Consider the following 20184-nt stretch of genomic DNA (forward strand, 5'->3'; position numbering starts at 1 on the left):
CTGCTACGGAACCCGCTTCACATCACCGAGCGGTCGCACCGAGCGGAGGTCTTCAAGGGTCATCGGCGTGAACGCTGCGGGCACGGTCAGCTCGAATGTCGCCGGAGGCAGCGGGACGTTGGCGCTGACCTGGCTCACGCGAAACGTCACGAGCAACGGAGTGGTTCCCGGCGTGGCGTCCGACACACGGACATCCGACGGAAACGCGCCCTCTCGCGCACGGTACTCAACCAGGAGTCCGTCACGCGTAGCGGCGTCCACCTGCCATGCGCCAGCCACACGCCGAAGCCATGCGCGCGCGCCCACTCCCAGTTCCACGGCGGCCTGGTCCGCGCCGTAGGCGACCCCGCTCACCGCCGCACCTGGCGTGGTCACGCAGCCCGTGAGCACATTGAGCAGGTCCACGGCGTCCCACTGCAACCCGGTCAAGGCCTCGACGATGTCTCGCGTGGGCGCGCGGAGGACGCGCTCGTCACGCGGCAGGAGCAACACGGCACGCTCCGCGCGGCCGCCTATCTGGACAAACGATCGCCCGGGGCCCGGCACTTCGAGGTAGACATCATTTTCACGGGTGAACGCCGCATGCAGCGCTGCAGAAAACCGTTGGCGCGAGGGCCCAACCCACCCGTCCACCCTGACTTCGGCGACAAACACGCGCGTGGTACTGCAGCGCGCGGTCACGGCTTGCCAGATGCCGGGCGCCTCATCAAACGGCACACCCGGGCCAACCGGTGGGGAGTACAGGCGGGTGGCACAGGCGCCGGTGAGCGACAGGCCGATCGCCAACCACGCGCCCGCGCGCACCCGCGCTTGTGGCGTCACAGTTTGCCTGCCAGCGTTCTGGCCCTGTCGCGTTTGCCCGTGACGTCTTCCACGTTAATGCCCGTGCGGTCGCCGGCGAGCGCGCGATCCCACATCGCCTGAGCCTCGCGGTAGCGCTTGAGCAGGAACAGCGACTCGGCGAGATGGTCGAGCGTCACAGAGCGGGTGGGCAGCGCTGCGGCGGCGCGTTCCAGCACGGCCCGTCCGTCTTCCACTCTTCCCTGCTGTACCTGCGCCCATCCCAGCCCGTCGAGCGCGATGCCATCGATGGGATCGGCGGCGAGCAGTTCCCGGTACGTGCGCTCTGCCGCCGCGGGATTCTTGTCGCGGCTGTACGCGGCCGCCAGTGCGTGCAGCAGGTCGAAGTCGCGCGGCGCACGGTTGCGCGCGTCTTCGAGCACACGCACGGCGCGCCCCGCGTCGTCGCTATTCTGCAGGGCGGTGGCGAACGCCGTGGCCACCTCCGAATAGGCATCGCCGGCCGGCTGATCGCGCAGCGCGGCCAGCACTGGTTCAAGAATGGCCACCGCACCTCGGTGGTCACCTCGCGCCACACGCGCTTCGGCCAGCGCCAGCGGCCCACGAGGATCGGCCGGGTCAATGTCGGAGATCTTCTTCGCCGCCGCGTCTGCCGCGTCGTGCCGGCCGGCGCGGCTTTCCACCTGCGACAGCAGATACCAGGCGTCGATATCGCGCGGCGCTTCGCTTGTGAGCGACGACAACTGCTGCCGCGCCTCATCGATTTGCCCGCCGTTGGCCAGGGCCGTCGCGTATCGGGTGCGCAGCGCGGCATTACTGGGATTGGCCCGCGCCAGTTCGGCCCAGTGCGGAATGGCGTCCGCGTTGCGGCCAGCGCGTTCGTACATCTCGGCGAGCCTGGCGCGCGCCGGCACCATGTCCGGCTCGTCCCTGACCAGGGGCTCCAGCAGATTCACGGCCTGCGTGAACTGGCGTGTGGCGTCGAGCGACTCCACCAGCAGCAGCACACCCTCCGGATATCCCGGCTGGTCGTTCAGAAACGCCTGCAGCGTCGCGATGGCCTTGGTGTGCTGCGCGGTCCGCACATACAACCGGCCGAGTGACAGTTCGACCCCTGGGTCGCGCATGCCTCCCGCCAATGCCTTTTCAAAGTGATCGATCGCCTGGGTCACGAGCGTGGCCTCAAGCGTCGACGCCCCACGCCCGCCCTGGTTGTCAGCCAGCGCCGACCGCACGAATCCGAGGATTCGATGCGCCTCGCGATTGGCCGGGTCAGCTTTCAGCGCACTCTCCGCTTCGGTGATCGACTCGGCGGCCCGACCCTCGCGCGCGTACAACCCAGCCAGTTCTGCGCGCACGTCGGCGGACTGGGGCATGAGCGCGATGGCTTTTCGATAGGCGGCGATCGCGCCGGGCACATCGCCCCGCCCTTCAAGCGTGCGTCCCTGGATGAACAGGAAATACGCCTCGCCGGTGGCGGCAACCGAAGGCGTCGCGGCCTGAGTCCGGCTCGCGGCCGGCACGGACGTAGTCTGCGCCGACGCGGGAACGGGTGGCGGTGGAGCGAACCAAATCATGAATGACTCGTGAGGTAAGAAGATGATTGTTTCACAGTCGACCTGTGGATGGCTTATATTCGCGGCATGGCCCTTGACCCCGCGCTGCTTGAAATCCTGGTCTGCCCTGAATGCAAGACCCCCGTCCGACTGGTGAAGGACGGCGCCGGGTTGCAATGCGGCACCTGCCGCCGGATCTACCCGGTCAAGGACGACATTCCCGTCATGCTGGTGGATGAGGCGGAGGCGCCCGCCCCCGGCCGTTGACCATTCTCCTCATCAGGCTTCGGCTCATCGGTGACGTGGTCTTCACGACACCGGCGATTCGCGCCCTTCGCTCGCAGTATCCCGACGCCCGGCTCCTCTATCTCGTGGAGTCTTCGGCGGCGCCGGTGGTGGCGCACAACCCTCACTTGTCGGACGTCATCAGCGTCCCCCACTCGCGCGGGTGGACACGCATCAAGGACGACCTCCGCCTGGCACGGCGCCTGCGCGCCGAGCGATGTGATCTGGTCATTGATTTTCACGGTGGGCCCCGGAGTGCGTGGCTCGCCAGGGCCTCTGGGGCCCCGCGCCGCGTGGGATACGACATTCAGGGACGCGCATGGATGTACACCGACGTGGTGCATCGGCCGCCCGGCCTGCACCCGCGTCACTCCGTTGAGAACCAGTGGGACCTGCTGGCTGCCGTCGACGCCGCGTTTGCGGACGGGGCGGACCGCACTGCGAACCGGGTCGAGATGATGACGACGCCTGCGGCGCGGAACTCGATGGACGCGCGCCTTGCGGCACTTGGCATCGGCGCCCCCTCGAGCAACACCTCGCTCATCGTCCTGCACGTCAGCGCGGGCAATCCATTTCGGCGATGGCCAGAAACGGCATTTGCCGACGTGGCCGCCGGACTAGTGCGACAATCATCGGGCCGTCGGGTGCTCGTCACCGCGGGTCCGTCCGACAGGGCGGCGGTGCAACGGGTGATCTCAATGGCACAGAGCCGGGCAGGCGACGACGCCGCGCGAATCATCGACGCGCAGGACTTTTCACTGGAGGCCCTGCGGACGGTGCTGGATCGAAGCGCGCTGTTTATCGGGGGTGACAGCGGACCTCTGCACATTGCGGCCACGTCCGACGTGCCGATTGTGGGACTCTATGGGCCGACGCTGCCCGAGCGTTCGGCGCCCTGGCGCCCACCGCACCTGGCGACCGCTTCGGTGGACGCGGGCGAGTTGCCGTGCCGGCCGTGCGACCAACGCGTGTGTGCCCCGGGCGATTTCCGGTGCCTGACGACGATTTCGGGAGAGGCCGTATTGGCCGCCGCAGAGAGGCTGCTGGAGAACGGGCGATGATGACGACACCAGATTCGGGACTGCATCGCGCGGGATTCGTGCTTGTCGCGTTTTCCCTGGCGATGACACCGTTAGGCCTCTTCTATGCGCAGGCTGGGTTGTACGCGGCTGTGGTGTTGTGGCTGGTCGTCACCGCGCGGAACGGACGCTGGCGCGACCTTCCCGCCTTCACACGTCCGTTGGTGGCGTACGGGGTATGGACGTTCGTCAGCGCCGCCGCGTCGGTCAACCCGATGGCGAGTTTCGCCGACACCAAACAACTGCTTCTGTTTCTCATGGTCCCGGCTGTCGCGACGTTTGCGCGAGGCAGCCGTGCAACGCGTGTCGTGGACAGCATCATCGCTGCTGGTTCAGGCGCCGCGCTCTATGGCATCGTGCAATACAGCCTGCTTGGCTACGACACCCTGGAGAATCGGGCGGTGGGGTTCCTCGGCCACTGGATGACATTCTCGGGCGTCCTCATGCTCATCACGGGCGCCGCCCTCGCGCGCCTGCTTTATGCAGGCCGCGAGTGGATCTGGCCGGCTATTGCCGTCCCTGCGTTGGTCGTGGCGTTGTTTTACACCTACACGCGTAACGCCATGGTCGGCCTGGTCGCCGCGATCGGGGTGCTCATGGCCGAGAAGAACTGGCGGTTGCTGCTCGCTCTTCCGGTGCTGGGCCTGATCTTTCTTGTGATCGCGCCCAGCGCGATCATCAGCCGCGTCCAGTCCATCGGCGACCTGAACGACCCCAGCAATCGCGATCGTTTTGCGATGCTGCGGTCAGGCGTCCGGATGGTGCAGGATCATCCCCTGACCGGCGTCGGCCCCGACAGCGTGAAGCTGGTCTATGCACAGTATCGCGACGCCATCTACGCGGTGGATGATCGGATCAATCCCCACCTGCACAACGTGCCGATGCAGATTGCGGCCGAGCGTGGCTTGCCGGCGCTCGCTCTCTGGCTCTGGTTCGTCGTGGTCGCCTCACGCGACCTCTGGAGGCAATTGCGCACCGGGGAACACCGGGCCGTGGCAGGCGCCGGTGTCGCGGCCATGGTCGCGATGCTCGTCGCCGGCCTGTTCGAATACAACTTCGGGGATTCGGAGTTCCTGATGTTGTTCCTTGGGCTCATCACCCTGCCCTACGCCGCCGCTTTCGACGCGCCAGCCGCGCGCGATACCTCTCTGGCATCGTCATGACCTCACTCGCGTCCGTGTTTGACCTGTTGCCGGGAACGACCGTCGCCGTCATCGGCGATGTGATGCTCGACCATTTCCTGATTGGCCGCGTCGATCGGATTTCGCCGGAGGCGCCCGTCCCTGTCGTGAGATTCCTGCGCGAGGAGTACCGGCTTGGCGGCGCGGCCAACGTGGCCGCCAACGTCCGGGCGCTCGAGGGTGTTCCGGTGCTCGTCGGCTGTGTGGGCGCGGACGAGGCCTCGGCCGGACTGCGCCACGCGCTGCGTGAACGCGGCATCGCCGACGACCGCCTCGTCGTCGACGAGACCCGCCCCACAACACGCAAAGTGCGGGTCGTCACGACGCGCAATCAGCAGGTGGTTCGCCTGGACTACGAGGATGATGCCGAACTGGCGCACGCCACTGACCAGGCCTTGCGCGCGGCGGCCAGCCAGGCGGCGATCGGGGCGAAGGCGATTGTGCTCTCGGACTATCGCAAGGGCGTCATCACACCGGGGGTGATCGCCGCAGCCGTGGCTGCGGCGGCGGGCGCGCCCGTCGTGGTGGACCCCAAAGTGCCTGATGCCACCCGGTATATCGGCGTCACGTTGCTGACGCCCAACCATCACGAGGCGGAACTGATGACGGGCACCCGCATCATCACGTCAGACGACGCGCGGCAGGCGGCGCGAGCGCTCCACGAGACCACACATGCGAGCGTGCTCATCACCTGGGGCGAACACGGTATGTGGCTGCTGGATGCGTCGGGGCCGTCGATGGTGGAACTGGCCATCCCGGCCACCGCTCGCGAAGTCTCCGACGTCACGGGCGCGGGCGACACGGTCGTGGCGACGCTCGCCCTTGCGCTCGCTTGTGGCGCGTCACTCAGTGACGCGGCCCGGCTCGCGAATCACGCGGCGGGCATTGTAGTGGGGCGCTTCGGAGCCGCGACGGTAGGACGCGACGAACTCCTTCGCGCGCTGTAATGGCGAAATGTCACAAATGTCCGAAATGGCGAAATGCGGACAGGGCAATGCGGAGCGATTTGCACTGAAGAATGTTGGAATGTCCAAGGCGCACAATGAACGAATGACCTTGGAGCAGCAGATTCAACCACTAGTCACCAAGGACATTCGAGCATTCTTCCCTGCAATGGTTGTCCGCATTGGTTTGTCCGCAGTTCGCCATTTCGGACATTTGTGTCATTTCGCCATTACGCGCGAGGCGTGCGCGGGGCGCATGCCGTCCCCGTTCCGACGAGATACACCTCGGGCCACGGGACGCCTTCGAGCACGAGTTTCAGCTTCGCCTCGAACAATGTCTGGCGCTGGACGATGCAGCGGTCGATCGACTGCGCGCGGGCGGCGTGATCGAAGTCCTCGTACTCATGCGGTCGCATGAGGATGTACATCTCGGGCACGGTGCGCGCGCGCTCTATCAGCGGCGGCAGATCAAAGTACCCTTCGACCGGACGTTCCAGGTAGTACACGAAACTCGGCAGTGACGTGATGTAGTGCGCCACCACGGGAGGCGCGCCCGAGCGCGTACGCGCTTGAATCGTCTGTACCATCGGGAGCACAGGCTTGAACGCCTCAACCGCAGGCAGCGACGCGAGCACGAAGATGTAGTTGGCCACCACCATCGTTGCGGCCAGGGCCAGGGTGGCCGCCTGCACCCGCTCCTTCAAGGCCATGACGATCACGATCAGGCCGCCGGCGACGAGCGTCGCGCCGAGTGCATTCGCGCCGGCGATGTGGTGCGTGGGCGCCAGAAACCCGAACAGCGAGGCGATGCCGGCACCGCCCAGGATCAACAGCGCCGCCGTGGCCACAAACATTGCCTGCAGGCGTGCGCCCCCGCGATTCAGGCCGGTGAGAATCGCGTCGGCGCAAAGCGCCGCGAGCGCAGGGATGATCGGGAAGATGTACAGATCCTGTTTGGTCTCGGAGAACGAGAACACCCCAACCAACAGCGCCACCCAGATCATGAGGAACCGCTTGATGGCGGGTACCCCTGAGTCGGCATCCGGGCTCGCGACATTGGCGTGGCGAACGCGCGCCCACAATGCTGCGGCGCCGGTGACCAGGCCGGCCATCACGAAAATCGACCACGGGAACAGATCGCCAATCACCACGGGCACGTAAAACCACATGTCCCGTTCGCCCGGCTGCATCGGCTCGGTGTATCTGCCGAAATTTTCGCCGAGCCAGAATGCTTGAAGTGGTTCCATCCCGTGTTGCGCGTAGATGGCCCCCCACCACGGCGCGTTGATGGCCAGCACAATCAGCGCACCAGGCACGATCCAGAGCCGCTTGATGTCGCTGAGTCGCCGTTCGATGAGGAGCCACGCGCCGATGGTGGCGACAGGAAAGACCAGCGCCACAGGCCCCTTGGTCAGCACACCGAGACCAATCGCGGCATACATGAGGCCCAACCACAGGCGCCGCCGCTGGGGAAACGCTTCCGCGAGCAGGAAACACCCGATGCTCAATCCCATGAACATCGTCACCCAGATGTCGATGAAGATACGCCGCGAGAACATCACGAACCGTGGCGCCGTGACGACGATGAGGACCGCGAGCCAGCCGGCGAGCGGAGAACGCATCGCGCGACCGCAGAGGTATGCAGCGAGCAGAATGCCGAGCGCACCGAGGGCGATGCCAAATCGCTCGACGGTCAGTGAGAGACCGAAGACCTTGTACAGACCCGCGACCACCCAGTAGCTCAACACGGGTTTGTTCATCCGGGCTTCGCCGTTAAAGACGGGGTTGACGTAGTCGCCCGACAACACCATCTGCCGCGGAGTGTCGGCGTAGAACGCCTCGTTCGCGTCCCAGATGGTATTGGCACCCAGGCCGAGGAACAGCAGGGCGACGGCAGGAATCAGCAGGAGCCGCAGTTGCCCCATTGCTAGTGGCGAAAGTGTCGACGCCCCGTGAAGACCATGGCGATGCCATGGGCGTCGGCTGCCGCAATCACTTCATCGTCGCGCACCGAGCCGCCGGGTTGGATCACCGCCGTGGCGCCGGCCGAGGCCACCACATCGAGGCCGTCCCTGAACGGGAAAAACGCATCGGACGCGGCGACTGAACCGCGCAGGCGGTCGCCCGCCTTCATGACGGCTGTCCGCACGGCGTCTACCCGGCTCATCTGCCCGGCGCCAACGGCCAGCGTGGCATCTGCCGACGTGAAGATGACGGTGTTCGACTTCACGTGTGAACAGACCCGCCACGCAAAACGCAACGCCGTCCACTCAGCAGGCGTCGGCGCGCGCTTGGTGACCACACGCGGGCCGTCCTGAGCCGGCCACTCGATGTGGCTCTCGACGACGCGGTCGCGGTCCTGCACCAGCCACCCGCCGAGAATGGAGCGTACGTCACGTTCCTGATCGAGTCCCTCGAACGATGCGGTCACCACGCGGAGGTTGGGCTTGGTCGCGAGCACGGCGCGCGTTTCCTCGTCGGCAGACAACCCGGGCGCAATCACCGCCTCGATGAACGTCGACGTCAGCACGTGCGCCAATTCCAGATCGATGGGCCGGTTCACGCCCACGATGCCGCCAAACGCCGAAAGCGGGTCGGCTTCCCGAGCCCGCACGTACGCATCCGCCGCGGTGTGGCCGGTTGCCACGCCGCACGGATTGGTGTGTTTGATGACCACGGCCGCCGGCTCGGCAAACTCCAGCGCAATGCGCGCGGCCGCGTCGAGGTCCAGGAGGTTGGTGAACGACAGTTCCTTCCCCTGATGCACGACGGCGCCGCCGAACCCCCGCGGACTCATCGAGTACCAGGCCGCAGCCTGATGCGGGTTCTCGCCATACCGCAGATCGCGCACCTTGCTGAGCACCGGCGTCCACCGGCTGCTGGTGGCGCCGCGTGTGAAGACACTGGCGGCGTCCACTTTCACCTCGCCGAGCGTGGCCGCGATTGTGCGGTCGTAGTCGGCCGTGTGCCCGTAGGCTTTTCGCGCCAAATCAAAACGCAACGACAACGAGCCGCCGTCGGCCCGCAGCGCGTCCACCACACGGGTGTAGTCCGCCGGATCGACCACCACCAGCACATCGCGGAAGTTCTTCGCAGCCGCGCGCAGGAGGCTGGGGCCACCGATATCGATTTCTTCAATGAGATGGTCAAACGGCAGGTCCCGCTTGGCGGCGGCCTGCGCAAACGGATAGAGGTTCACCACCACCAGGTCGATGAGCCCGATGCCGTGTTCCGCGAGGGACGCCAGATCCCCAGGGACGTGGCGTCGCGCAAGAATCCCCCCGTGGACCTTGGGGTGCAGGGTCTTGACGCGGCCGTCCATCATCTCGGGAAAGCCGGTGACATCCGAAATCCCGATGACCGGCAGGCCGGCGTCGGCCAGGGCACGGGCGGTGCCCCCGGTTGATACCAGTTCCCAGCCGAGGCCTACGAGGGCCTGGCCCAGGGGAACGAGGCCGGTCTTGTCTGAAACGCTGAGCAATGCACGCTTTGGCACTATGAGTCCTCTGAGGCCTTGACACGGCCCATCTGCCCGACTAGGATTGTCGATCGACGTTGGGCGGGACCATCGTCGACGTAGAGACCGCATGTGCGGTCTTTTTTTTCTAGTGCGGCGGATTCACCGCCGCCGTTCTCGCAAGGCAGGCAAGTACGATGCGTATTACGGGCAAGGTCAAGTGGTTCAACAACGCTAAGGGTTATGGTTTCGTCGAGCGCGAAGGGGGCAACGACGTGTTCGTCCACTTCTCCGCCATTCAGGGCGCCGGTTTCCGGACCCTCGAGGAAGGCCAGGAGGTCGAATTCGAGATTGTCGACGGTCCGAAGGGACCCCAGGCTGGCAACGTTACCAAGCCAAGCTAGACCACACTCAAAGGGCCGGGACGCCGCGTTCCGGCCCTTACCTTCCACATCCCCCGACGTTACTTGATCAAACACCAAGCCTCTACTTGATCAGACACCAAACCAGGGGCAGCCACAACTCACGCGCATACGGCAGCGGTCTGTCGTCAATCAGGACCTCGGTCCCGGCGACGTCGGCGATCAGCTCATACAACTCGCGCACCTTCAGCGGACGCTCACCCGGGAAAAACCGCGCGCGGTAACGTACGCCTCGGGCGGTCGGCACTTCCTGAAATTCATCCGACCCGCGCGCCAGTTCCAGGGCACGGGCGAAGGCGTCGCCTGAAAACTCAGAAAAACCCAGCGTGATCGAAAACGGCATGGCGTTCGCCCCGAAAAGCGCACGTCGCAGTTCGGGATGAATGGCGGCCAATTCCTCTTCACTCGGCTGCTCTGACAGGTCCGCGTACGGCCAGAACCGCTCGAGCGGACGATGCGTTGGATTCTCGGGCAACACGGGTTCTGATGGCTTCGACACGACGGACGCTGATGCTATCCTGTCCCGTCGGACTGTCGCAACCACGCCATGACCGCCCGAAACATTCCCTCAATTGACGTCCTGCTGCGGCGGCCCGCGATGGCCGCGAGAGTGGCCGCCGATGGCCGGGTGCTTGTCGTCGACGCCCTCAGAACTGCGGCCGATGCCTGGCGGGCTCTGCCGCCCGCTGACGGGAACGCCGCCGAGCCGGCTCCCTGGATCGTGGCCCGTGCGCTCGAGGCCCTTGACGGGGCCCAGGCCCCGTCATTGCGCCGCGTCATCAACGCCACGGGCGTCCTTATTCACACAAACCTGGGCCGCGCGCCCCTGGCACGGCAGGCCATCGCCGCCGCGGCCGACGTGGCGAGTGGATACTGCAACCTCGAGTACGAGCTGGACACCGGCACCCGGGGCCATCGGCATGTGCACGCAGAACGCCTGGTGTGCGCGCTGACAGGCGCGGAAGGCGCCGTCATCACCAACAACAATGCCGCGGCCACCTGGCTGGTGCTGGCCGCGCTGGGGGCCGGGCGCGAGGTCGTCGTCTCGCGGGGCGAACTCGTCGAAATCGGCGGGGGCTTCCGCGTGCCGGAGATCATGGCGCAATCGGGCGCCACCCTTCGCGAAGTGGGCACGACCAACCGGACCCGCGCGAGCGACTACGGGGCCGCCATCAGCGACCGGACCGCGTTGCTCCTGCGGGTGCACCCGTCGAATTTCCGGATCGAGGGCTTCACGGAGCGTCCGGACCTGGCTGAGCTTGCCGGCCTTGCCCATCAGTTCCACCTGCCCCTGTTCGAAGACCTGGGGAGCGGCTGGCTGGGCCTGCCCCAGGAGGGCGGCTGGCCCGACGCCATCCGCGACGAGCCCTCGGTGCGCGACAGCCTGAAGGCCGGTGCCGACCTGGTGGCCTTCAGTGGCGACAAACTGCTGGGCGGCCCCCAGGCGGGCATCATCGTCGGCCGCCGGGCGCTGGTGGAGCGCGTGCGGCGTCACCCCCTGATGCGGGCGGTGCGCGCTGACAAACAGACGTACGCGGCCCTGGAGGCCACGCTGGGGCTCTGGCAGCGCGAGGCGGCGCGGACCGAGATTCCGGTGGTGCGGATGCTCCTCGAGCGCCTGGAGAGCCTTGAGGCCCGCGCGAGGGCGCTGGTGCAAACGACCTCTGAGGTCGTTTCCGCCGGGTCGGGTCCGGAAACGACCTCAGAGGTCGTTTTGGAGATCGTCGACGGCCACTCCACCATCGGCGGCGGCAGCGCCCCCCAGTCGGCAATCCCGACCCGACTGGTCTCGATCAGGTCGGCAGCCAGAAGCGCAGGCGAAATCGAATCGGCACTGCGGGCGCAGAATCCGCCAGTTGTGGCGCGGATTCAGCACGACGCCGTGTTGTTGGATTTGAGAACGGTGGCCGCGGAGGACGACGCGTATGTCGCGGCGGCCGTGACCCGGGCCCTGGTGGGACCAGCGAGAAACGACCTCTGAGGTCGTTTCTGCGGCGTAAAGTCTGGAAACGACCTCAGAGGTCGTTTTTCTGTCGCCTGGACTCGGGACTCTGGACCCTGGACCCTGGACTCTGGACCTAGAAGATTGACGCGACCGACTCGGCGGCGATCTTCAGCAAGCCGCCGGGGAGCACACCGAGGTAGAGCACTCCGGCGAGCGCGATGAGCAGCCCCGCCGTCGTAATGGCCGACACGGCCGGCCTGTGCTCCGGGGCGGTTTCGTCACTCATGTACATCATGACCACGATGCGCAGGTAGAAGAAGACCGACACCACGCTGGTCAACACGCCGAGAATCGCAAGGGTGTAGAGGCCCTCCTGCATCGCGGCGTTGAAGATGTACCACTTGCCGATGAAGCCTACCGTCGGCGGGAAGCCACCCAGCGAGAGCAGGAACAACGTGAGCAGCGCCGCAAGGCCGGGTCGCTCTTTCGACATCCCCGCAAAATCCCGCACATCGTCATGCTGGCGGTCCGGCGTCACGAGCGCGGCCAACACGCCGAAGGCGCCGAGGTTGGTCACGCTGTAGGCCACGAGGTAGAAGAGCATGGCGGCCTTGCCGGCAGAGCTTGCGGCCACCAGGCCGACAAGCAGATAGCCGGCGTGCGCAATGCTCGAATACGCGAGCATACGTTTGACGCTCGTCTGGGCCACGCCCACGACGGTGCCCAGGATCATGGTGAGGGCGGCGATCACGGTGACGATCGGCACCCAGTCCAACCGCAGCGGCTCAAGCGCCGACAGGAAGACGCGGATGAACGCGGCGAAGGCCGCGGCCTTGACGCCGGTGGACATGAAGCCCGTCACCAGCGCCGGCGCGCCTTGATAGGCATCGGGCGTCCACATGTGGAACGGCACCGCGCCCACCTTGAAGGCAAAGCCCACGAGCAACAACACCATGGACAGGATGGTCAGGATGCCGGGGTCCAGCGCCGACGACGCCACACGCATGCCGATCTCGTCGAGCCGCGTGGTGCCGGTCACGGCATACGCCATCGCAATGCCATAGAGGAAGAAGGCGCTGGAAAACGCACCCAGGACAAAGTACTTAAAGGACGCTTCGGCCCCTTCCGCACTCGACCGCTTGATGGCGGTCAGGACGTACACGCCGAGCGACATGATCTCGAGCGCGATGAAGATCACGAGCAGATCGGTCGTGGATGCCATGAGCATCATGCCGACGATCGCGAACAGGATGAGCGTGTAGTACTCACCGAGCGGCAGGTGGTCGCGCTCGGCGTTGCCGGCCGAGAGAATGATCGTCAGGATGCCGATCGCGCACAGCGTGATGTTGAAAAACACCGTGAAGTTGTCGACGCTAATGACGCCGAAACCCACCAGACTCTGGTTCCACTGGTTCAGCGAGGCGGCAATCGCCCCACCGAGCCCGATGAGTCCATAGGTGCCAAACCAGCGGCCGGCGGCCAGGTCTCGCTGGGGCCGGAAGGCCTCGGCCACCATGGTGGTGCACGCGGCGAGCGTGACCATCAGGACGGGAACGATGGCGGCGAAGTCGTTCTGATTCATCGCGCGCTCCCTTCGATGGCTGGCAAAACGACCTCTGAGGTCGTTTTCGCGGCTTCAGGGAAAACGACCTCAGAGGTCGTATTGCCGGCGTTCACCGGCGCCATCCCCCGCACCTGGGCCACGATGCGCTTGACCGCGGGTTCCATCGGCTTCAGGAACACACCCGGCGCCACGCCCATGCCGATACACATGGCCACAATGGGCGCAATCACCGCCCACTCACGGGCGCTGAGATCACGCAGTCCCTTGTTCTTCGGATTGGTAATCGGACCGTAGTTCACGCGCTGGAACATCCACAACATGTAGACCGCCGACAGGATGACGCCCGACACGGCCACCGCTGTGAGCCCGGGGTTCGCGGCAAACGACCCGACGAAGATGAGGAACTCGCCGACGAACCCGTTCATGCCCGGCAACGCGATGGACGCCAGGGTAATCAGCAGGAACATGGCCACGAGCTTCGGCATCACGGCCTTCAGGCCGCCGTATTCGGCGATGAGCTTGGTGTGCCGGCGCTCCGAGAGCATGCCGACGATGAGGAAGAGGCCGCCGGTGGACACGCCGTGCGCCAGCATCTGGAAGAGCGCGCCCTGCACTCCGGTGACGTTCATCGCACAGAGGCCCAGCACCACAAACCCGAGGTGGCTCACTGAGGAGTAGGCCACGAGTTTTTTCATGTCGGGCTGCACCATCGCGACGAGCGCGCCGTACACGATGCCGATGACGGCGAGGATGGCGATGTAGGGCGCGAACTGGAGGGCGGCCTCGGGGAACAGCGGAAAGGAAAACCGCAGCAACCCGTACGTGCCCATCTTCAGCATGACGCCGGCCAGAATGACCGACCCGGCAGTCGGCGCCTGCACGTGCGCGTCAGGCAACCAGGTGTGGAATGGAAAGAGCGGGACCTTGATGGCAAACGCCACGGTGAACGCCAGGAACAGCCACATCTGCAGTTCGGCGGGGATGTCGAGCGCGTAGAGGTCCAGCAAATCGAAGCTGACGACGCCGGTCACGGTCTGGTGGTAATACGCGATCCAGATGATGGCGAGCAGCATCAGCACGGAGCCGGCCATCGTGTAGAGCATGAACTTGACGGCCGCGTAGATGCGCTGTTCGTAGCCCCAGATGCCGATGAGAAAGTACATCGGGATCAGCATCGCGTCCCAGAACAGGTAGAACAGGAACAGGTCGAGCGAGATGAACACGCCAATCATGGCCGCTTCAAGCAGCAGCATGAAAAACGAGAACTCCTTCACCCGCTGGTCCACGGACTCCCACGAGCACAGCAATCCGATCGGAGTCAGGAACGTCGTGAGGAGCACCAGCCACAACGTGATGCCATCCAGGCCGACATGGTAGGAAATGCCGAAGTCTGGCAGCCAGGTGTACCGTTCGACGAACTGGAAGTCGGCCGACGCGGCGTCGAAGCCCGACCAGAGCCAGAGGCTCGCCAGGAACGTCACAAGCGAGATGCTCAAGGCCACCTGCCGGACGAGCCGGTCGCGGTCTTTGCCCAGGAGCAGTACCAGCAGGCCGCCCACAAGCGGCAGCAGGACGAGAAGAGTTAACGCCACAGGTAATACCCCAGGATCGTGACGACCCCCAGAAAGATCGACATCGCGTAGGCCCGCACCGACCCGGTCTGCAGACGACGCAGCACCGCGCTCCAGCCGCGTATCATCAGCCCGACGCCGTTGACCGTGCCGTCGATGACGACCGTATCCACACCTCGCCACAACAGGCCGGTGGACACGCCCTTGATGGGCTGCACGATCGCCGCGTCATAGAACTCATCCACGTAGTACTTGTTCAACAGCAGGCGATGAACGCCGCTGAACCGTGTGGCCATGGCGTCGGCGCGCTCAGGAGACTTCAGGAAGAACACGGTGGCCAGTCCGATGCCGGCCAGCGCGACCATCACCGACCCGAACATCAGCAGCAGTTCCGTCTGCGTGTCGCCGTGCGCGGCCTCGGGCGCATGTTCGACCTCAGCGACGGCCGGTGGTTCGGCAGTGACGGGAAGCGCGTCGCCACCCACCTCCTGAGCCGCGAGCGAGGCCGGTTCGGGCGCCATGGTCATGGCGTGGAAGCTCGGCTCAAGGAACGCTTCGATGCGATTGTGCCCACCCAGCGCGTGCGGCACACCAAAGAAGCCGGCCAGCACGGATCCCATGGCGAGCACAACCAGGGCAATCGCCATGGCGGGGGGGCGTCATGGGCCGGGGGGGGGGGGGGGGGGGGGGGGGGGGGGGGGGGGGGGGGGGGGGGGGGGGGGGGGGGGGGGGGGGGGGGGGGGGCGCTATGTGCCCCCGTGCTCATGTGCGGCTGTGCTGGCGTGCTGGGGTGCGGACGAACCGGGCCGGCGCGTGCCGTAGAACGTCAGGTACAGCAGGCGGAACATGTACGTCGCCGTCAGGAACGCCGCAAGTACGGCCATGCCCCACAACACGGGATGTCCAGTGGAGAAGGTCTTCCAGAGGATCTCGTCCTTCGAGAAGAACCCGGCCAGCGGCGGAATGCCCGCGATGGCGATCGTCCCGACCAGGAACGTCCAGAACGTGATGGGCAACTTGCTCTTGAGGCCGCCCATGTAGCGCATGTCCTGCTCACCGTGCAGCGCGTGAATCACGGCGCCCGACCCCAGGAACAGCAGCGCCTTGAAGAAGGCGTGGGTGTAGAGGTGGAACACGCCGCCGGCAAATGCCCCCACCCCCATCGCCAGGAACATGTAGCCCAGCTGCGAGACCGTGGAGTACGCGAGCACGCGCTTGATGTCGTTCTGCACCAGGCCGATCGTGCCGGCCACGAGCGCGGTCAGTACGCCGACCACCGCAATCACTTCCAGGGTGAACGGTGCATGGCCGAACAACACGGCATTGCGGCCCACCATATACACACCGGCCGTCACCATCGTCGCGGCATGGATGAGCGCCGAGACTGGCGTGGGGCCTTCCATCGCGTCGGGCAGCCAGACGAACAGGGGGATCTGGGCCGACTTGCCGGTGGCTCCCAGGAACAGGAGCAGCGTCGCGATCGTCAGGACGCCCGCGCCGGCCATGGTGGCCGGCTCCACGCTCAGATGCGAGATCTGCATCGCCAGCTGCTGAAAGTCGAGCGTGCCGAACTGCGTAAAGAGGATCAGCATCCCCAGAATGAAACCGAAGTCACCGATGCGGTTGACGACAAACGCCTTCTTGCCGGCGTCGGCCGCCGCCGGCTTCGTGAAGTAGAACCCAATCAGCAGGTAGGAACACAGGCCGACGCCTTCCCACCCGATGAACATCACGGGGAAGCTGGCGCCCAGCACGAGCACGAGCATGAAGGCGGCAAACAGGTTCAGGTATGAGAAGTACCGCGCGAAGTCCGCGTCGGTTTCCTCGTGCATGTAGGCGGTCGAATACAGGTGAATCAGGGTCCCGATGCCCGTGACGACCAGAATCATCAGCGCCGCGAGTGGGTCGAGCCTGAGCGCGAACGGAATCTGCACGGTGTCGGACGACAACCACGTGAACACGACCTCATCGATGGCCCGAACGCCGCCCACCGGTTCCAGGCCGAGCATCGTCCACACGGCATACACCGAGACGCCGAACGACCCGGCCATGGCGCCCGTGGCGAGACCGCCCGTCAGGCCCTTCGGCCAACGGCGGCCGATGGTCGCATTGACCAGAAATCCGAGAAACGGCAGGAGCAGAATCAGCAGCAGCACGGTGTTACCACTTCAACGATGTGAACGCGTCCGGAGACAGGGATTCGCGGTGCCGGAACAGCGCGATGATGATGGCCAGCCCGACGGCCGCCTCGGCGGCGGCGACGGTCATCACGAAGAACGCGATGATCTGGCCGTCGACGGTGCCGAGAAAACGATCCACGGCCACAAACGTCAGGTTGACCGCGTTCAACATGACTTCCACCGACAGCAGGATGGTGATCAGGTTGCGGCGCAGGAACACCCCGGCGGTGCCGATCGAAAACAACACGGCCGACAGGGCGAGGTAGGTATTGAGAGTGGGCTCGGGCAACACAGCTACTGTTCCTTTCGAGTGGGCAGATGCGGGTCCCGGCGTGCCAGGATCACGGCGCCCACCATCGCCACGAGAATCAGCACCGACGTGGCTTCAAACGCGAACGCGTATTCGCGGAAGAGGCGCAGGCCGATGGCATAGACCGATGTCTGCGCGGCGGCATCAGGGCCGGCCGGCGCAAACGGCGCCTCGGCAATGCGCCGGAGCGCCCAGATGAGTTGCACAGCCAGCACCACCGCGAGCACCGCACCGAACCTGCGCGGACCGGGGCCGATGTCAAACGGGCGGCGCGTCTCCGCCCCGTCCTCCTCGGTCCGCACGTTGAGCAGCATGACCACGAAGAGGAACAGCACCATGATGGCGCCGGCGTAGATGATGATCTGCACCACCGCCATGAACGGCGCGTTCAGCAGGACGTAGAGCCCCGACAACGCGGCGAACGACACAATGAGCAGCAGCACGCTGTACATGGGGTTGCGCTGCCCCACCACCAGCAGGGACGCCACGACCATGACCGCCGCAAAAATCCAGAAGAACAATGCGTCCATGGTCCGTTACCACCCCATCCAGATCACCACGCCCGCGGTGACCAGCAGATTCAGCGTTGCCGCAGGCAGCAGCCACTTCCACCCGAACTCCATCAGGTGGTCGTAGCGGTAGCGCGGCAGCGTCCAGCGCATCCAGATGTAGAAGAACAGGAGCGCAAACACCTTCAGGAGGAACCACATCCAGCCCAGGTATTCCGGCAGGAATGGCCCGTGCCAGCCCCCGAGGAACAGGTTCACCGCCACGGCCGACACCGTGACCATGTTGATGTACTCCGCCATGAAGAACAGGGCGAACGTCATCGAACTGTATTCGGTGTGGTACCCGGCCACCAGTTCCTGCTCGGCTTCCGGGAAGTCGAACGGTGCGCGGTTGGTTTCTGCCACGCCGGCCGTCATGAAGATGAAGAACCCGAGCGGCTGCAAAAACACGTACCACTTCGGAATCGGGAGCACGCCGAACAGGTGCCAGTACCCCGCCTGAGCGTCCACGACTTCCCGCAGCGACAAGGTGCCAGCCAGCATGATGACGGCCGCGAGCGACAGTCCGTAGGAGAGCTCGTAGCTGATCATCTGCGCCGACGAGCGCAGTCCCCCGAGCAGGGAGTACTTGCTGTTGGAGGCCCACCCCGCCAGCACGATGCCGTACACGCCCATCGACGTGATGGCAAAAATCACCAGCAGCCCCACATTGACGTCGGCCGCCATCAGCTTCACGGGCTCGTCGAGCAGGCCGAAGAACGTGGTGTCGGCGCCGAATGGCACCACGGCAAATGCCGCGAAGGCGGCGGTGGCGCACAGGATCGGCGCCAGGTAGAACAGGAACGTGTCGGCGCTCTTGGGCCGCAGTTCCTCCTTCATCATCAGCTTGATGATGTCGGCCAGCGGCTGCATCGCGCCCCACGGGCCGACACGATAGGGGCCCAGGCGCTGCTGGATGAACGCGGCCACCTTGCGCTCCATGAGCACCAGGACGGCCGCCGAGTTCAGCAGCATGAAGAACGTGAATCCGATGACGACGAGTTGGGCGATGAGGGTGGCTGACATGATCGAACTCAGTGGGCCGCCAGCGTCCGCGACGCCGCGCGCCAGTCCGCCGGCAGCGTGCAACGCCCTTCGCGCACGTGGGCCTCATATTCCTCACGAAACAACTTCACGGTGGTCAGCACGGGTGTGGCCGCCGCGTCGCCGAACGCGCACAACGTCTTGCCCATGATGTTGTTGGCCACCGACAGGAGCAGGTCGATGTCCTTCATCTGGCCTTCGCCGCGTTCAATGCGGCCGAGCAGATTGTGCAGCCACGCGCCGCCCTCGCGGCACGGCGTGCACTTGCCGCACGATTCGTGTTTGTAGAAGTAGAGGAGATTTTCGGCCGCCCACACCATGCAGGTGGTCTCGTCCATCACGATGATGCCCGCCGACCCCAGCATCGACCCGGCCGACGCCACGCCGTCGAAGCTGGCGGGAATGTCGAGCTGATGCGGCAACAGGATGGGCACCGAGGACCCGCCCGGAATGACGGCTTTCAATTTGCGATCGCCGCGAATGCCGCCCCCATACTTCGGGTCGTAGATGAGTTCGCGCATCGTGACGTGCATGGGCGCTTCATACGTGCCCGGGTTTTTCACATGGCCGCTCAGGCAGTAGAGCTTCGGTCCGCCGTTTTTTTCGGGGCCCAACGCCGCAAACCACTCGGGCCCGTTGGTGATGATGGGCGGCACGTTGCAGAGCGTCTCGACGTTGTTGACCGCCGTCGGGCAGCCATACAGGCCGGCGACGGCGGGAAACGGCGGCTTCAATCGCGGCTGGGCCCGCTTGCCCTCCAGCGATTCGATGAGGGCGGTCTCTTCGCCGGCCTCATACGCACCGGCGCCGCGATGCACATAAATCTCGCAGTCGAAGCCGGTGCCGAAGATGTTCTTGCCGATGAATCCCGCCGCGCGCGCCTTGGCCAGTTCCGCCTCCAGCACTTCCTGCACGTGGTAGAACTCACCGCGGATGTAGATGTAGGCGACCTTCGCCCCAATGGCGTGGCAGGCGATCAGGCACCCTTCAAACAACAGGTGCGGGTTGCGTTCCATCAGCACGTGGTCTTTGAACGTGCCCGGCTCACTCTCGTCGGCGTTGCAGCAGATGTACTTCGGCTTCGGCGACTTCTTGTCCACGAACTGCCACTTCATGCCTGTCGGAAAGCCTGCGCCTCCGCGGCCACGAAGGCCCGACGCCTTGACGATGTCGACCACAGCCTCGGGCGTCAGGGCGAGCGCTTTGCGCAGCGCCTCGTACCCACCCTGCTTGGTATAAAAATCCAGCGTGAAGCCGTTCGGCGTCTTGACGTGGGGCGTGAGAACCAAATCCATAG

At 65.4% G+C, this 20184-nt stretch carries 17 protein-coding genes and 1 pseudogene; 6 read left to right on the forward strand and 12 right to left on the reverse strand.

The window, feature by feature from the left end:
• Nucleotides 1–3: 3 nt before the first annotated feature.
• The gene (locus IPL75_16525) at nt 4–822 is read right to left on the reverse strand and encodes a hypothetical protein (GenBank protein MBK9241803.1); all 819 of its coding nucleotides are present in this window, start codon (nt 820–822) and stop codon (nt 4–6) included.
• A complete protein-coding gene (locus tag IPL75_16530) occupies nt 819–2378 on the reverse strand; it encodes a tetratricopeptide repeat protein (GenBank protein ID MBK9241804.1) in 1560 nt (519 codons plus the stop codon). The genes IPL75_16525 and IPL75_16530 overlap by 4 nt, the downstream gene beginning before the upstream one ends.
• Before the next feature lie 66 nt (nt 2379–2444).
• Between IPL75_16530 and IPL75_16535 the strand changes: the two genes are divergently transcribed.
• The 4 genes from IPL75_16535 to IPL75_16550 are packed head-to-tail and all read left to right on the forward strand — an operon-like array spanning nt 2445 to nt 5849.
• Nucleotides 2445–2624, forward strand: a complete 180-nt coding sequence (locus IPL75_16535; protein MBK9241805.1) for a Trm112 family protein — start codon at nt 2445–2447, stop codon at nt 2622–2624.
• Nucleotides 2621–3703: a glycosyltransferase family 9 protein gene (locus tag IPL75_16540; protein ID MBK9241806.1), complete on the forward strand. Its 1083-nt coding sequence runs from the start codon at nt 2621–2623 to the stop codon at nt 3701–3703. Before IPL75_16535 ends, IPL75_16540 begins: the two co-directional genes overlap by 4 nt.
• Entirely contained in the window at nt 3700–4884 is a 1185-nt protein-coding gene (locus tag IPL75_16545; protein MBK9241807.1) for an O-antigen ligase family protein, read from the forward strand. The genes IPL75_16540 and IPL75_16545 overlap by 4 nt, the downstream gene beginning before the upstream one ends.
• Nucleotides 4881–5849 (forward strand): bifunctional hydroxymethylpyrimidine kinase/phosphomethylpyrimidine kinase, encoded by a 969-nt coding sequence (locus IPL75_16550; protein ID MBK9241808.1) that lies wholly within the window; start codon nt 4881–4883, stop codon nt 5847–5849. Before IPL75_16545 ends, IPL75_16550 begins: the two co-directional genes overlap by 4 nt.
• A gap of 227 nt (nt 5850–6076) precedes the next feature.
• On the opposite strand, the gene IPL75_16555 is transcribed toward IPL75_16550, so the two are convergent.
• Entirely contained in the window at nt 6077–7771 is a 1695-nt protein-coding gene (locus IPL75_16555; GenBank protein ID MBK9241809.1) for a glycosyltransferase family 39 protein, read from the reverse strand.
• A gap of 2 nt (nt 7772–7773) precedes the next feature.
• Nucleotides 7774–9342, reverse strand: a complete 1569-nt coding sequence (gene purH / locus IPL75_16560) for a bifunctional phosphoribosylaminoimidazolecarboxamide formyltransferase/IMP cyclohydrolase (protein MBK9241810.1) — start codon at nt 9340–9342, stop codon at nt 7774–7776.
• 158 nt (nt 9343–9500) lie between these two features.
• On the opposite strand from purH, the gene IPL75_16565 reads away from it, so the two are divergent.
• Complete coding sequence (locus IPL75_16565; protein ID MBK9241811.1) at nt 9501–9707, forward strand: cold-shock protein; 207 nt, start codon at nt 9501–9503, stop codon at nt 9705–9707.
• Between the two features lie 82 nt (nt 9708–9789).
• On the opposite strand, the gene IPL75_16570 is transcribed toward IPL75_16565, so the two are convergent.
• Complete coding sequence (locus IPL75_16570; protein ID MBK9241812.1) at nt 9790–10224, reverse strand: hypothetical protein; 435 nt, start codon at nt 10222–10224, stop codon at nt 9790–9792.
• Nucleotides 10225–10272: 48 nt separating this feature from the next.
• Between IPL75_16570 and IPL75_16575 the strand changes: the two genes are divergently transcribed.
• Nucleotides 10273–11706, forward strand: coding sequence for an L-seryl-tRNA(Sec) selenium transferase (locus IPL75_16575; GenBank protein MBK9241813.1), 1434 nt, complete (start codon nt 10273–10275; stop codon nt 11704–11706).
• 97 nt (nt 11707–11803) lie between these two features.
• Here the strand turns inward: IPL75_16575 and IPL75_16580 are convergent, their stop codons facing one another.
• The 7 genes and pseudogenes from IPL75_16580 to nuoF form a co-directional block, all read right to left on the reverse strand.
• Nucleotides 11804–13252, reverse strand: a complete 1449-nt coding sequence (locus IPL75_16580) for an NADH-quinone oxidoreductase subunit N (protein ID MBK9241814.1) — start codon at nt 13250–13252, stop codon at nt 11804–11806.
• The gene (locus tag IPL75_16585) at nt 13249–14826 is read right to left on the reverse strand and encodes an NADH-quinone oxidoreductase subunit M (protein MBK9241815.1); all 1578 of its coding nucleotides are present in this window, start codon (nt 14824–14826) and stop codon (nt 13249–13251) included. The genes IPL75_16580 and IPL75_16585 overlap by 4 nt, the downstream gene beginning before the upstream one ends.
• Nucleotides 14817–16961, reverse strand: a pseudogene (gene nuoL, locus IPL75_16590) (NADH-quinone oxidoreductase subunit L). The gene IPL75_16585 and the pseudogene nuoL overlap by 10 nt, the downstream one beginning before the upstream one ends.
• 4 nt (nt 16962–16965) lie before the next feature.
• Nucleotides 16966–17274, reverse strand: a complete 309-nt coding sequence (gene nuoK, locus IPL75_16595; GenBank protein MBK9241816.1) for an NADH-quinone oxidoreductase subunit NuoK — start codon at nt 17272–17274, stop codon at nt 16966–16968.
• 5 nt (nt 17275–17279) lie between these two features.
• Complete coding sequence (locus IPL75_16600) at nt 17280–17825, reverse strand: NADH-quinone oxidoreductase subunit J (protein MBK9241817.1); 546 nt, start codon at nt 17823–17825, stop codon at nt 17280–17282.
• Between the two features lie 6 nt (nt 17826–17831).
• Nucleotides 17832–18869 (reverse strand): NADH-quinone oxidoreductase subunit NuoH, encoded by a 1038-nt coding sequence (gene nuoH / locus IPL75_16605; GenBank protein ID MBK9241818.1) that lies wholly within the window; start codon nt 18867–18869, stop codon nt 17832–17834.
• 8 nt (nt 18870–18877) lie between these two features.
• Nucleotides 18878–20182, reverse strand: coding sequence for an NADH-quinone oxidoreductase subunit NuoF (gene nuoF, locus IPL75_16610; GenBank protein MBK9241819.1), 1305 nt, complete (start codon nt 20180–20182; stop codon nt 18878–18880).
• Nucleotides 20183–20184: the final 2 nt, after the last annotated feature.

Source organism: Acidobacteriota bacterium (assembly GCA_016716905.1).
Taxonomy (GTDB): domain Bacteria; phylum Acidobacteriota; class Vicinamibacteria; order Vicinamibacterales; family SCN-69-37; genus SYFT01.

Bases quoted from the DNA above. Each gene is read 5' to 3' on its own strand.
- IPL75_16535 (MBK9241805.1), top strand. From the start codon at position 2,445: ATGGCCCTTGACCCCGCGCTGCTTGAAATCCTGGTCTGCCCTGAATGC.
- IPL75_16565 (MBK9241811.1), top strand. From the start codon at position 9,501: ATGCGTATTACGGGCAAGGTCAAGTGGTTCAACAACGCTAAGGGTTAT.
- IPL75_16580 (MBK9241814.1), bottom strand. From the start codon at position 13,252: ATGAATCAGAACGACTTCGCCGCCATCGTTCCCGTCCTGATGGTCACG.
- IPL75_16545 (MBK9241807.1), top strand. From the start codon at position 3,700: ATGATGACGACACCAGATTCGGGACTGCATCGCGCGGGATTCGTGCTT.
- IPL75_16555 (MBK9241809.1), bottom strand. From the start codon at position 7,771: ATGGGGCAACTGCGGCTCCTGCTGATTCCTGCCGTCGCCCTGCTGTTC.
- nuoF (MBK9241819.1), bottom strand. From the start codon at position 20,182: ATGGATTTGGTTCTCACGCCCCACGTCAAGACGCCGAACGGCTTCACG.
- IPL75_16575 (MBK9241813.1), top strand. From the start codon at position 10,273: ATGACCGCCCGAAACATTCCCTCAATTGACGTCCTGCTGCGGCGGCCC.
- IPL75_16550 (MBK9241808.1), top strand. From the start codon at position 4,881: ATGACCTCACTCGCGTCCGTGTTTGACCTGTTGCCGGGAACGACCGTC.
- IPL75_16530 (MBK9241804.1), bottom strand. From the start codon at position 2,378: ATGATTTGGTTCGCTCCACCGCCACCCGTTCCCGCGTCGGCGCAGACT.
- IPL75_16600 (MBK9241817.1), bottom strand. From the start codon at position 17,825: ATGGACGCATTGTTCTTCTGGATTTTTGCGGCGGTCATGGTCGTGGCG.
- nuoH (MBK9241818.1), bottom strand. From the start codon at position 18,869: ATGTCAGCCACCCTCATCGCCCAACTCGTCGTCATCGGATTCACGTTC.